8 protein-coding genes and 1 pseudogene are annotated in these 13,493 nt (G+C 71.1%); 1 reads left to right on the forward strand and 8 read right to left on the reverse strand.

Features of this window, described 5'->3' with window-relative positions; translation table 11 throughout:
- Nucleotides 1-196: 196 nt before the first annotated feature.
- The 7 genes from topA to bldG form a co-directional block, all read right to left on the reverse strand.
- Nucleotides 197-3,013: a type I DNA topoisomerase gene (topA, locus tag QUY26_RS17515; protein WP_289947698.1), complete on the reverse strand. Its 2,817-nt coding sequence runs from the start codon at nt 3,011-3,013 to the stop codon at nt 197-199.
- Nucleotides 3,014-3,430: 417 nt separating this feature from the next.
- The gene (locus QUY26_RS17520; protein ID WP_289947701.1) at nt 3,431-3,628 is read right to left on the reverse strand and encodes a hypothetical protein; all 198 of its coding nucleotides are present in this window, start codon (nt 3,626-3,628) and stop codon (nt 3,431-3,433) included.
- 263 nt (nt 3,629-3,891) lie between these two features.
- Entirely contained in the window at nt 3,892-5,451 is a 1,560-nt protein-coding gene (locus QUY26_RS17525) for a DUF7059 domain-containing protein (RefSeq protein ID WP_289947703.1), read from the reverse strand.
- A 130-nt stretch (nt 5,452-5,581) separates the two neighbouring features.
- Nucleotides 5,582-6,172, reverse strand: coding sequence for a small secreted protein (locus tag QUY26_RS17530; protein ID WP_289947704.1), 591 nt, complete (start codon nt 6,170-6,172; stop codon nt 5,582-5,584).
- Between the two features lie 261 nt (nt 6,173-6,433).
- Nucleotides 6,434-8,836, reverse strand: coding sequence for a sodium-translocating pyrophosphatase (locus QUY26_RS17535; protein WP_289947707.1), 2,403 nt, complete (start codon nt 8,834-8,836; stop codon nt 6,434-6,436).
- Between the two features lie 724 nt (nt 8,837-9,560).
- Entirely contained in the window at nt 9,561-9,986 is a 426-nt protein-coding gene (locus QUY26_RS17540; RefSeq protein WP_289947709.1) for an ATP-binding protein, read from the reverse strand.
- 141 nt (nt 9,987-10,127) lie between these two features.
- Entirely contained in the window at nt 10,128-10,469 is a 342-nt protein-coding gene (gene bldG / locus QUY26_RS17545) for an anti-sigma factor antagonist BldG (RefSeq protein WP_030677886.1), read from the reverse strand.
- 81 nt (nt 10,470-10,550) lie between these two features.
- Here bldG and QUY26_RS17550 point away from each other — a divergent pair, with 81 nt between their 5' ends.
- Nucleotides 10,551-13,004 carry a DEAD/DEAH box helicase gene (locus QUY26_RS17550; RefSeq protein ID WP_289947714.1) on the forward strand — a complete coding sequence of 818 codons (2,454 nt, stop codon included), beginning with the start codon at nt 10,551-10,553 and terminating at the stop codon, nt 13,002-13,004.
- Between the two features lie 57 nt (nt 13,005-13,061).
- On the opposite strand, the pseudogene QUY26_RS17555 reads toward QUY26_RS17550, so the two are convergent.
- Nucleotides 13,062-13,352: pseudogene (locus QUY26_RS17555) on the reverse strand (Rv3654c family TadE-like protein); the annotation flags it as partial.
- Nucleotides 13,353-13,493: the final 141 nt, after the last annotated feature.

Genomic DNA, 13,493 nt, shown 5'->3' on the forward strand with positions numbered 1-13,493 from the left:
CCCGTGCCCGCCCGGCCTGTACCGGTGCGGCCGCATCCGTTCCGGGCACGGAAACGCGGCGCCGGAGCACCTTTTCCTCAGGCACCCCGACGCCGCGTCACGTCAGCCGGATCAGCCGTCGAGCGGATCAGCCGTCGGCCGGATCAATTCAACCGTCGACCGGATCAACCGTCGACCGGATGAGTCCTCGGCCGGATCAGTCCTCGGCCGCCGCCTTCGAAGCCGCCGCCTTCTTGGTGGCGGTCTTCTTGGCCGCAGTCGTCGTCTTCTTAGCCGCCGTTTTCTTGGCAGCTGTCTTCTTAGCCGCTGTTTTCTTCGCCGGGGCCTTCTTGGCCGCCTTCTTGGCGGTCTTCTTCGCGGGGCCCTTCGCCCGCTTCTCGGCGAGCAGCTCGAAGCCGCGCTCCGGAGTGATGTCCTCGACGCTGTCGCCGGACCGCAGGGTCGCGTTGGTCTCGCCGTCCGTCACGTACGGACCGAAGCGGCCGTCCTTGACGACGACGGGCTTGGCGCTGACCGGGTCCTCGCCCAGCTCCTTCAGCGGCGGCTTGGCCGCGGCGCGGCCGCGCTGCTTCGGCTTGGAGTAGATCTCCAGGGCCTCGTCGAGGGTGATGTTGAAGAGCTGTTCCTCGGTCTCCAGGGAGCGCGAGTCCGTGCCCTTCTTCAGGTACGGGCCGTAGCGGCCGTTCTGCGCGGTGATCTCCACGCCTTCGGCGTCGGTGCCGACGACGCGCGGCAGCGACATCAGCTTCAGGGCGTCCGCCAGGGTCACCGTGTCCAGGGACATGGTCTTGAAGAGCGACGCGGTGCGCGGCTTGACCGCGTTCTTGCCGGTCTTCGGGGTGCCCTCGGGAAGGACCTCGGTGACGTACGGGCCGTAGCGGCCGTCCTTGGCGATGATCTCGCGGCCCGTGCTGGGGTCCGTGCCGAGCGCGAAGTCGCCGCTGGGCTTGGCGAGCAGCTCTTCGGCGTACTCGACGGTCAGCTCGTCGGGCGCGAGGTCGTCGGGGACATCGGCGCGCTGGTGGCCCTCGGAGTCGCGCTCGCCGCGCTCGACGTAGGGGCCGTAGCGGCCGACACGGAGCACGATGTCGTTGCCCACGGGGAAGGACGACACCTCGCGGGCGTCGATGGCGCCCAGGTCGGTGACGAGCTCCTTGAGGCCGCCCAGGTGGTCGCCGTCGCCGTTCCCGGCGTCGGCTGCGCCTCCGGAGGGCTCGCCCTCGCCGAAGTAGAAGCGCCTGAGCCACGGCACGGCCTGCGCCTCGCCGCGGGCGATGCGGTCGAGGTCGTCCTCCATCCGCGCGGTGAAGTCGTAGTCGACGAGCCGCCCGAAGTGCTTCTCCAGGAGGTTGACGACGGCGAAGGAGAGGAAGGACGGCACCAGGGCCGTGCCCTTCTTGAAGACGTAGCCGCGGTCGAGGATCGTGCCGATGATCGACGCGTACGTCGACGGGCGGCCGATCTCACGCTCTTCCAGCTCCTTGACCAGGGACGCTTCCGTGTACCTGGCCGGGGGCTTGGTGGCGTGACCGTCGACCGTGATCTCGTCGGCGGACAGCGCGTCGCCTTCGGAGACCTGCGGCAGCCGGCGCTCGCGGTCGTCCAGCTCGGCGTTCGGGTCGTCGGCGCCCTCTACGTAGGCCTTGAGGAAGCCGTGGAAGGTGATGGTCTTGCCGGACGCGCTGAACTCGGCGTCGCGGCCGTCGGCGGCCCGGCCGCCGATCTTCACCGTGACGGAGTTCCCGGTCGCGTCCTTCATCTGGGAGGCGACGGTCCGCTTCCAGATCAGTTCGTAGAGCCGGAACTGGTCACCGGTCAGGCCGGTCTCGGCGGGCGTGCGGAAACGATCACCCGAGGGTCGGATCGCCTCGTGCGCCTCCTGCGCGTTCTTGACCTTCCCGGCGTACGTCCGCGGCTTGTCCGGCAGGTAGTCGCTGCCGTACAGCTGCGTGACCTGCGCGCGGGCCGCCGAGACCGCCGTGTCGGACAGCGTCGTGGAGTCCGTACGCATATAGGTGATGAAGCCGTTCTCGTACAGCTTCTGGGCCACCTGCATGGTGGCCTTCGCGCCGAAGCCGAGCTTGCGCGAGGCCTCCTGCTGCAGCGTCGTCGTACGGAAGGGGGCGTACGGCGAGCGGCGGTACGGCTTGGACTCGACCGAGCGTACGGAGAAGGCGGTCTGCTCCAGGGCGGCGGCGAGCGCGCGGGCGTTGGCCTCGTCCAGGTGCAGCGTGTTCTGGCTCTTCAGCTGCCCGAGCGAGTCGAAGTCGCGGCCCTGCGCGACGCGCTTGCCGTCGACCGTGGTGAGGCGGGCGACGAGCTGGGAGGGGTCGCTGGAGTCACCGGGGCGACCGGTGCCGAAGGTGCCGGTGAGGTCCCAGTACTCGGCGGAGCGGAAGGCGATGCGCTCGCGCTCGCGCTCGACGACGAGGCGGGTCGCCACGGACTGCACACGGCCCGCCGACAGGCGCGGCATGACCTTCTTCCACAGCACCGGCGAGACTTCGTAGCCGTACAGGCGGTCCAGGATGCGGCGGGTCTCCTGGGCGTCGACCATGCGCTTGTTGAGCTCGCGCGGGTTGGCGACGGCGCCCTGGATCGCGTCCTTGGTGATCTCGTGGAACACCATGCGCTTGACCGGGACCTTGGGCTTCAGGACCTCGAGGAGGTGCCACGCGATGGCCTCGCCCTCGCGGTCCTCATCGGTGGCGAGGAAGAGTTCGTCGGAGTCCTTCAGCAGGTCCTTGAGCTTCTTGACCTGCGCCTTCTTGTCTGCGTTGACGACATAGATCGGCTGGAAGTCATGCTCGACGTCCACGCCGAGGCGGCGCACCTCGCCCGTGTACTTCTCGGGGACCTCCGCGGCGCCGTTGGGAAGGTCGCGGATGTGCCCGACGCTCGCCTCGACTACGTATCCGGGGCCGAGGTAGCCCTTGATCGTCTTCGCCTTGGCAGGCGACTCGACGATGACGAGTCGGCGGCCGCCCTGCGCGGTCTCGCTGGTCGGGGACAACTTCGCTCTTCTCTCCGGTCGACGCTCGGTGGGCAGTGCTGCGGCGGTGCGGTCCGGCGCCGTGGGGCGATGTGACCGCGCTTGCGTTGCGCTGACGCTGCGGAGTGTGACGGTACATCCCGCCCCCGTGTCAAACGGGAAAAGCCCGCAACGGCCACTCGAACGGTAACCCGACTACCGCCATTCCTGCCGCCTGGGCTGGCGGTCACTGCCCCCTGGGCCCTGGGCGGTGCGGGTGCGGAGACTTTTTTTATGGTGCCCTTCGCGTGGCGTGCCGTCCATCGCGCTGCGGGCTCGTCCTCAAGCGCCGGACGGGCTTCACCCCGCCCACCCCGCCCTTTCCTCGCCGCGCGCGGCCTGCCCGGTCGCGTGGGCGTTCCGGTCACGCGGCCTGGCGTGCCGTGCGGCCGTGCCGCCTCAGAGGCGTGTGAAGCACCACACCGCGAGGGCCAGGGCGCCGGATCCCGCCAAGGTCGTGAGGGTCGCGGCGGCCGTGGGGTGGACGCCGTGGGCCACGGGGGCGCGGTGGGCGACGCGGGTGCCCGTCCACAGCAGCAGGCCCGCCCCGAACAGCGCGAACACCGTCCCAGCGAAGATCGCAGGTCCGCTCTCCATGCGCTTGGCCTCCCGCCCCGTCCGTGCGGCACCCGTCGGGTACCCCGGCTGGGGAGGCTGGCACGCCCGGGCGGCGGAAGCGCGAAATCCGGGTGAACGGGGGGCAGCTTCCGAGGCCCACAATGGCTGGATCGGCTCCCAGAGGGGCTGATTTCTCCCCTCTGGCCAGGTCTGCGGGCGGGCCGGTGCCGGCCTGTGGGCGGGCCGGTGCCGGCCTGTGGGCGGGCCGGTGCCGGCCTGTGGGCGGGCCCGCCCACAGGCCCCTACTGCCCCACCGGCTCCAGGAACCCCTGCTCCACCAGGAGCCGGATCTGCGCCGGGGTGCGGTCGCGCAGCAGCACCGCGTCCTCACCCATCAACTGGGCGATGGCATCGAGGATCCGGCCGGCGCTCAGCGTGCCGTCGCAGACGCCCGCGAAGCCCGCGCCCACGGTGTCCACCTGGGTGGCGCGCCGCATGCCGCGGTGCTGGCGCAGCACCACGTGCTCCGGGTCCTCCGCGCCGGGCAGGCCGATCTGCTCCTGCACCACGCCGTCGGCGAGCTTGAAGTGCTCGGCGAGCAGGGCCGCGTCGTCGTGCGCGCGCAGGTAGTCCTGCCGTGCGAAGAACGCCTGCACCGTCTCGCCGAGGGGCTGCTCGACGGGGTGCGTCCACTCCTCGACGGTCACGGACGGCTCGGCGGCGCCGGACTTGCGCAGGGTGATCCAGCCGAAGCCGACGCCCCGGGTCTTGCGGGCCTCGAACTCGTCGAGCCAGGCGTCGTACCGGGCGGCGTACTCGGCCGGGTCCGTGCGGTGGTCCCCGGCGTCGCGCAGCCACAGCTCGGCGTACTGCGTGACGTCCTGCACCTCGCGCTGCACGATCCACGCGTCACAGCCGCGCGGGACCCAGGAACGGACCCGCTCGGTCCACTCCTCGCCCTCCACGTGCTGCCAGTTGGCGAGAAACTGCGCGTACCCCCCTTCGTTCAACCGCTCCCCCGCCTCCTGAACGATCGAGCGGCACAGATCGTCCCCGCCCATGCCACCGTCCCGGTAGGTCAGCCGGGCGCCGGGCGAGATCACGAACGGCGGGTTGGACACGATCAGGTCGTACGTCGCGTCGCCCACGGGCTCGTACAGGGAGCCCTCCCGCAGGTCCGCCGCGGGCACGCCGGACAGGGCGAGCGTGAGGCGGGTGCAGTGCAGGGCACGGGGGTTGAGGTCGGTCGCGGTGACCCGGGTGGCGTGCCGGGAGGCGTGCAGGGCCTGGATGCCGGAGCCGGTGCCGACGTCGAGGGCGCTCGCGGCGGGCGCCCGCACGGTGATGCCCGCGAGCGTCGTGGACGCACCGCCGACGCCGAGCACCACGCCCTCGTCGCGGCTTCCGATGCCTCCGGCGCCGCCGACCGCGCACCCCAGGTCGGACACGATGAACCAGTCCTCGCCGTCCGGTCCGCCGTAGGGCCGCACGTCGACGGTCGCCCGGAGCCCGTCGGCGCCTTCATCCCCGTCCACCGCGCCCTGCGCGCCGTCCGCACCCTCAGCGCGGACCAGCCAGCCGCTCTCCAGGAGCGCGCCCACCGGAAGTACGTCGGCCACGCGCGCGTGGGACACGGGACGCTGCAGCAGGAACAGCCGTACGAGCGACGCAAGGGCCCCGTCGCCCCGGGTGGCCCGGAGCGCGGGCACGGTCTCGCTGCGGGCGAGCGCGGTGTAGGCGGGCGCCCCGAGCAGTTCGAGCAGCCCGTCGGCGGTGAAGTCGGCGGCGAGGAGGGCTTCCCGCAGCCGCGCGGTGACGTCGGCGCGGTCGGACGAGGGCAAGGGCATGCTGGCGTTACTCACCCTCCAATTGTGACCCGCCCGCTCAAGACGGCGCCCCCGGCGCCACTGGGCACCGGGGGCACACGGCCGTACGGATGAGCGGACACCGGGACCCGTCCGGCTCCGCCTCCTCAGCGTGCCGCGGACGCGGCTAGCTCTGGGTCTTCGGAGTGGCCGCCGCGGACTTGCAGCCGTCCTGCTCGCGCATGGCCTTGCCCACGTCGCCCGCCTCCAGCTTCTTCTGGGCGGTGTTCTCGCTCTGGCTGAGCTTGCCCAGCTCCTCGGCGATCTTCGCGAGGTCGTCCGCGAAGGCCGACTGGTCCTTGGTGTCGAGCTTGTCGGTCTGCGCCTTCAGATCGGAGTAGGACTTGGAGAGGCCGTCCAGCTCCTTCACGGCGTCGTTCAGCTTCTTCTCGCCGTCGTCGACGGGCGGGGCGCCCGCCTTCTTCAGGGCGGCGCTCCGCTGGGCGTAGGCCGCGGAGATGTCGCCGAACGCCTTGGAGTCGGTGCTCTTGACCTCGTCCGGCGAACTGTTGTCGGCGGTCTGCTTCTTGATCGCCGCGTTGGCGTCGGCGATCTTCTTCGACTGCGGCCCCACGGCCGTGTCACAGACCTTCTTGGCCCAGTCGTCCAGCTTCTTGTCACCGTCGTCACTGCTGCATCCCGACAGCGCCAGTACCAGTACCGCACCGCCGGACAGCGCGGCCGCGAGCTTCTTGTTCACCGGATTGGTCCCTTCCATGGCTCTCGGCCCCGGAACTTACACGCCAACTGGGCGACAACCTCATGCCAGAGGTACGTTACGACCCCTATTGCAGCCATTTGCACCAAGGTGCGGGTACGAGAGAAGGCTCACGAGGCACGCTCCGCGACCCCGCGCACACGCCCGCGGGCGGACGGCGCCTCAAGAAGCGCCGCCCGCCCGCGTGTTGAGCGGATCCACCGCGTCCGACCGGTCCGGGTCACCCCGTCCCGGCCCGCCGCGGTCCCGCGTCGGCCTACGTCACGAAACCACCGCCGGATCCGCCGAATTGGCGACCTTTCCCTGCGGCTCCGCGTCACCCACGGCGATGCCGCGCCGCTTGGACACGTACACCGCCCCGACGATGACCGCGATGGACAGCACGGCGATCAGGACCCGCATCGCCACGCTCTTGTCCTCGCCGTAGCTGAATTTGATGACCGCGGGCGCGATGAGCAGCGCCACCAGGTTCATCACCTTCAGGAGCGGGTTGATCGCCGGGCCCGCGGTGTCCTTGAACGGGTCGCCGACCGTGTCACCGATCACCGTCGCGGCATGGGCCTCGCTGCCCTTGCCGCCGTGGTGGCCGTCCTCGACGAGCTTCTTGGCGTTGTCCCAGGCGCCACCGGAGTTGGCGAGGAACACCGCCATCAGCGTGCCGGTGCCGATCGCGCCCGCGAGGAACGAGCCGAGCGCGCCGACGCCGAGGCTGAAGCCCACCGCGATGGGCGTGAGCACGGCGAGCAGACCGGGCGTGGCCAGCTCCCGCAGCGCGTCCTTGGTGCAGATGTCGACGACGCGCCCGTACTCCGGCTTCTCCGTGTAGTCCATGATTCCGGGGCGCTCGCGGAACTGCCGCCGCACCTCGTAGACCACGGCTCCGGCCGATCGCGACACGGCGTTGATCGCGAGCCCCGAGAAGAGGAACACGACCGCCGCGCCGAGGATCAGGCCCACCAGGTTGTTGGGCTGGGAGATGTCCATCACCAGGTTCATCGGGGCGCCGTCGCCGAGTTTCTGGCCGACGTCGTCCGCCGCCTCGGCGATCGCGTCGCGGTACGACCCGAAGAGCGCCGAGGCCGCGAGCACGGCCGTGGCGATGGCGATGCCCTTGGTGATGGCCTTGGTGGTGTTGCCGACGGCGTCCAGGTCGGTGAGGACCTGTGCGCCCGCGCCCTCGACGTCGCCGGACATCTCGGCGATGCCCTGCGCGTTGTCGGAGACGGGCCCGAAGGTGTCCATGGCGACGATGACGCCGACCGTGGTCAGCAGACCCGTACCGGCGAGGGCCACCGCGAACAGGGCGAGCATGATCGACGTACCGCCGAGCAGGAACGCCCCGTACACGCCGAGACCGATCAACAGCGCGGTGTAGACGGCCGACTCCAGACCGATGGAGATGCCCGCGAGCACGACCGTGGCCGGGCCCGTCAGCGAGCTCTTGCCGATGTCCTTGACGGGACGCCGGTTGGTCTCGGTGAAGTAGCCGGTGAGCTGCTGGATCAGCGCGGCCATGACGATGCCGATGGCGACGGCCACGACCGCGAGGATCCGCGGGTCGCCGTCCTTGGCGAGGATCGCCGCGTCCGTGACGCCGTCCAAGTCCGCGTAGTTCGACGGGAGATAGACGAAGACGGCCGCCGTGACGAGCGCCAGCGAGATGCCCGCGGAGATGAAGAAGCCGCGGTTGATGGCGGTCATGCCGCTGCGGTCGGCGCGCCGGGGCGCGACCGCGAAGATCCCGATCATGGCGGTGATCACACCGATCGCGGGCACGATCAGCGGGAACGCGAGTCCGGAGTCACCGAACGCCGCCTTGCCGAGGATCAGCGCGGCGACGAGCGTGACGGCGTACGACTCGAAGAGGTCGGCAGCCATCCCCGCGCAGTCGCCGACGTTGTCGCCCACGTTGTCGGCGATGGTCGCGGCATTGCGCGGATCGTCCTCCGGAATGCCCTGTTCGACCTTGCCGACCAGGTCGGCGCCGACGTCGGCGGCCTTGGTGAAGATGCCGCCTCCGACACGCATGAACATCGCGATCAGCGCGGCCCCGAGGCCGAAGCCCTCCAGGACCTTGGGGGCGTCGGCCGCGTACACGAGCACCACACAGGAGGCGCCGAGCAGACCGAGCCCCACCGTGAACATGCCGACGACGCCGCCCGTACGGAAAGCGATCTTCATGGCTTTGTGCGAGACGGCGGTGAGATCCTTTTCCGGCTCGCCTTCCGCCGGTGTCGCTTCCCGCGCGGCCGCGGCCACGCGCACATTGCTGCGTACGGCGAGCCACATACCGATATAGCCGGTGGTCGCCGAGAACGCCGCGCCGATCAAGAAGAAGATCGAGCGGCCGGCCCGCTGATTCCAGTCGTCCGCGGGCAGCAGCATGAGCAGGAAGAACACCACGACGGCGAATACGCCGAGGGTGCGCATCTGGCGTCCCAGATAGGCATTCGCGCCTTCCTGGACCGCCGCCGCGATCTTCTTCATGCTGTCGGTGCCCTCGCCCGCCGCGAGTACCTGGCGCACCAGGATCCAGGCGAGCACGAGCGCCGCGACCGCGACGGCCGCGATCACCATCACGATGAGCCGGTTGTCGTCGGTCAGTACGGCGGCTGCGAGGGTTGAGGGGTGGTCAAGCTGATGAGGGGTAGAAAGCCCCGCCATTCGTCCTCCTTGACGCTTGGGCTGAGCTCAAGATGTGGACGGATTGTAGGGAGCCGAACCTGATCAAAACAGTGCGCCGCAAACGGAATTGGCGTGGGAGTGCGTATCCGCAAATGATCGCGCCGCCGGATTGACCCCGAAAGCGGTAATGCCCCAAAAGCATTGACGCCGGCGCCGCCGCAGAGTTCCCTTAATGGATCACCGAAGTTCGGCCCACCGGAATCACTAGTAACACAATTCAAACCCCGAACGCCCGTCCCGATATCCGAACACGCTTGGCCCCTTGCAGCTCTCTGACCCCACCCGCCCCGAGGGCCCCACTCCTACCGGAGCGCAGCTGCCGGCCGACGGGGCTCGGCCCAGCCCGTCGTGGGGGTCCCCTCTGCTCCTCAAGAGCTTGGGGGAGTTTGAGGACGAGGCGCGACGCGCCGACAGGGGGCATGGGGCGCGGCCCCATATGACCCACGGGGCATGGGGGCGCATCCCCGGGAGGGGCGGGCGGGTGGGGGAAGCGAAAAGCCCCGGCTCGGGCCGACGCGGCAGCGCACGGCAGCGAACTGGGGCACAGCAAGTACACCGGGGGCGGCCCCGGACCCGGCCAGGGTCAGGCCACCGCAAGCGTCAGGAAGCCAGAGCCATCAGGGCGTGGCGACCGTTCAGGGCAGCGCGACCGTCAGCGCGACGCGACCATCAGGACGACGAGACCGTCAGCGCGACGCGACCATCAGGACGTCGTGGGCCACGTCATCCGAATCGACCCGCCGTTCTCGCCGGCGGTCACTTCCACGTCGTCCACGAGTCCGCTGATGACCGCAAGGCCCATCTCGTCCTCGCCCTCGGCCTCCAGGTCCTCCCCGGATCCGGGCCCAGCACCGGGCGCCCGCTCCCCGGGCGCGGAACGCGGAGCCTCATCGCCGACCTCGATGGAGAACTGCTTCTCCTCCTCCACGAGGGCAACCCGCACGGGCGCGGGAACCTCGGCGGCCTGATGCAGCCCGACGGCACGGGTGCAGGCCTCGCCGACCGCGAGCCTGACCTCGTCGAGGACCGCCTCGTCCACGCCCGCCCTGCGCGCGACCGCGGCCGCCACCAGGCGGGCGGTCCGGACGTGCTCGGGCAGCGCGCTGAAGCGGAGTTCAACGGTGGCCATGCATCCCCCTCGGACATACACGCGTGCTGTCAGGGGGCCCGGCCGTCGGCCCGGCCCCCTGCCGTACTGCCACTCCGGGCCGACGGGCCCGGAACCCCCGGGACGAGTCCCGGGGCGCCCGGCCGCTGCCGGGCAACCGGATCAGTCGGTGGCCGCGACCGCTTCGTCGACCGACGTGTGGATCGGGAACACCTTGGTCAGACCGGTGATACGGAAGATCTTGAGAATGCGCTCCTGGTTGCAGACCAGGCGCAGCGAGCCCTCATGGGCACGCACCCGCTTCAGGCCGCCGACCAGCACGCCGAGTCCGGTGGAGTCGAGGAAGTCCACTCGCTCCATGTCGACGACCAGATGGAAACTGCCGTCGTTCACCAACTCGACCAACTGCTCGCGCAGCTTGGGCGCGGTATATACATCGATTTCGCCACCGACCTCGACGACCGTACGATCGCCGACGGTACGGGTCGACAGAGACAGGTCCACGGATCCTCCAGCACCTTGCTATCGAGCGGTCGCCCCTCGGGACACCTCGGCCCACGCCCTCGGGACGGATCGCCAGCCGCGATGGCATTCAATCACTTACCGGCAGGCGTGCACGACGCCTTCGGACCATTGTCCATCCCGCCGGTGACACACTCGGTGCCGATGGCCAACTTTTCTCCCTCCGGAGGACCCTCGCGGGACACCCCGGCACACGCCTCCCCGCAGGCGGTCCTCGACCGGCTGACCACGGGGCCGAGCCGGGCTGCGCGCGTCACTCATACGGAGCACCTGCCCCCACGTGCGGCCCGTTATGCGGTCTGGCCCGATCGCATCCGCGCGGAAGTGATCGCCGCCGTGCAGTCGGCCGGAATCGATCACCCATGGGCCCACCAGGCGCGGGCCGCCGAACACGCGCTGGACGGCGAGTCCGTCGTCGTCGCGACCGGCACCGCGTCGGGCAAGTCGTTGGCATATCTCACACCCGTCCTCTCGGCACTGCTCGACGGCTCCGAGGCCCCCAACGGCCGCGGCACCACCGCCCTGTACCTGGCCCCCACCAAGGCCCTCGCCGCCGACCAGCGCCGCTCCGTCCGCGCCCTGGCCGCCCCCCTCGGCACGGCCGTGCGGCCCGCGGTCTACGACGGCGACACCCCCGTCGAAGAGCGCGAGTGGGTGCGCCAGTACGCCAATTACGTCCTGACCAACCCCGACATGCTGCACCGCGGCATCCTCCCCTCCCACCCCCGCTGGTCCTCCTTCCTGCGCGCCCTGCGCTACGTGGTCATCGACGAGTGCCACACCTACCGCGGCGTCTTCGGCTCCCACGTCGCGCAAGTCCTGCGCCGCCTGCGCCGCTTGTGCGCCCGCTACGGCTCCGACCCCGTCTTCCTCCTCGCCTCCGCCACGGCCGCCGAACCCGCCCAGGCCGCCGAACGCCTCACCGGCCTCCCCGTCACCGAGGTCGCCGACGACGCCTCACCCCGCGGCGAGGTCGTCTTCGCCCTCTGGGAGCCGCCGCTCACCGAACTCCACGGCGAGAAGGGCGCCCCGGTCCGTCGCACCGCCACCGCGGAGACCGCCGACCTGCTGACCGACCTGACCGTCCAGGGCATCCGCTCCGTGGCCTTCGTGCGCTCCCGGCGCGGCGCCGAGCTGATCTCCGTCATCGCCCAGGAACGCCTCGCCGAGGTCGACCGCTCCCTGGCCCGTCGCGTGGCCGCCTACCGCGGCGGCTATCTCCCCGAGGAGCGCCGCGCCCTGGAACAAGCCCTGCACTCCGGCGAACTCCTCGGCCTCGCCGCCACCACCGCCCTCGAACTCGGCATCGACGCATCGGGCCTGGACGCCGTCGTCATCGCCGGCTATCCCGGCACCCGTGCCTCCCTCTGGCAGCAGGCGGGCCGTGCCGGACGCTCCGGCCAGGGCGCGCTCGCGGTCCTCGTCGCCCGCGACGACCCGCTGGACACCTATCTCGTCCACCATCCCGAGGCGCTCTTCGACCAGCCCGTCGAATCGACCGTCCTCGACCCCGACAACCCCTACGTCCTCGCCCCCCACCTGTGCGCCGCCGCTGCGGAACTCCCGCTCACCGAAGACGACTTCAAGCTCTTCGGCCCGGCCACCGGGGACCTGCTCCCCCAGCTGGAGGCCGCGAAGCTGCTGCGCCGCCGCACGAAGGCCTGGCACTGGACCCGCCGCGAGCGCGCCGCCGACCTCACGGACATCCGCGGTGGGGGCGGCCGGCCCGTGCAGGTCGTCGAAGAGGGCACCGGCCGCCTCCTCGGCACCGTCGACGCCTCCGCCGCCCACACGACCGTCCACGAAGGCGCCGTCCACCTCCACCAGGGCCGTACCTATCTCGTCCGGTCCCTGGACCTGGACGACTCCGTCGCCCTCGTCGAGGAGGCCGTCCCGCCGTACTCGACCACCGCCCGCGACACCACCGCCATCTCCGTCCTCGACACCGACACCGAGGTCCCCTGGGGCCCCGGCCGCCTCTGCTACGGCTCCGTCGAGGTCACCAACCAGGTCGTCTCCTTCCTGCGCCGCAAGCTCATCACCGGCGAGGTCCTGGGTGAGACCAAGCTCGACCTGCCGCCCCGCACCCTGCGCACCCGCGCGGTGTGGTGGACGGTCACCGAGGACCAGCTCGACGCCGCCCGCGTCAACCCGGAGATCCTCGGCGGGGCCCTGCACGCAGCCGAACACGCCTCCATCGGCATGCTGCCCCTCTTCGCCACCTGCGACCGCTGGGACATCGGCGGCGTCTCCGTGCCCCTGCACCCGGACACCCTGCTGCCGACGGTCTTCGTGTACGACGGCCACCCCGGCGGCGCCGGATTCGCCGAGCGCGCCTTCCACACCGCCCGCACCTGGCTCACCGCCACCCGCGAGGCCATCGCCTCCTGCGAGTGCGAGGCCGGGTGCCCCTCCTGCATCCAGTCCCCCAAGTGCGGCAACGGCAACGACCCGCTGCACAAACGCGGCGCGATCCGCCTCCTCACCACCCTCCTGAAGGACGCCCCCACGCCCTGATCCCGCCCCCACTGACCAGCCCTCAGCGGCAGCCGCACCCCCGACCAGAGGCCCACCCGGCACCGCCCCCGCAGGCCCCGCCCGCGACCTGACCTCCAGCTCGAACGGCCCGAACTCCGCCGCCGCCGTCACATCCGACACCTCGCCCGCCACCGCGCACCGCACGATCCGCGTGTCCTGGGCCCGTGCCACCCGCTCGGCCCGCGCACACGCCTCCGCACGGCCCGCCGTCCAGTGGTCCGCCGCCGCCAACGCCGCCAAGTCGGCCGCGCCGCCCGCCCGATGACGGGCCACCGTCGCCTGCCCCATCGCCAGCACGACCCCCGCGACCGCGCACAGCAGGGCCATCACCACGACCGTCCACACCGTCGCGGCACCCCGGTCCGCACCCGCCCCGACCCCACCTGGTCCGGCCCCACCTGGTCCAGCCCCACCTGGCCCGGCCCCGCCCGGCCCGGATCCGCCCCCTGGTCGCCGACCTCCCGCAGG

Origin of the sequence: Streptomyces flavofungini (assembly GCF_030388665.1) — a bacterium.
Classification (GTDB): Bacteria; Actinomycetota; Actinomycetes; order Streptomycetales; family Streptomycetaceae; genus Streptomyces; species Streptomyces flavofungini_A.

Excerpts from the sequence above, each read along its gene's own strand:
- QUY26_RS17520 (WP_289947701.1), bottom strand. The coding sequence starts at position 3,628 with ATGGAGAGCGGACCTGCGATCTTCGCTGGGACGGTGTTCGCGCTGTTC.
- QUY26_RS17530 (WP_289947704.1), bottom strand. The coding sequence starts at position 6,172 with ATGGAAGGGACCAATCCGGTGAACAAGAAGCTCGCGGCCGCGCTGTCC.
- QUY26_RS17535 (WP_289947707.1), bottom strand. The coding sequence starts at position 8,836 with ATGGCGGGGCTTTCTACCCCTCATCAGCTTGACCACCCCTCAACCCTC.
- QUY26_RS17540 (WP_289947709.1), bottom strand. The coding sequence starts at position 9,986 with ATGGCCACCGTTGAACTCCGCTTCAGCGCGCTGCCCGAGCACGTCCGG.
- QUY26_RS17550 (WP_289947714.1), top strand. The coding sequence starts at position 10,551 with ATGGCATTCAATCACTTACCGGCAGGCGTGCACGACGCCTTCGGACCA.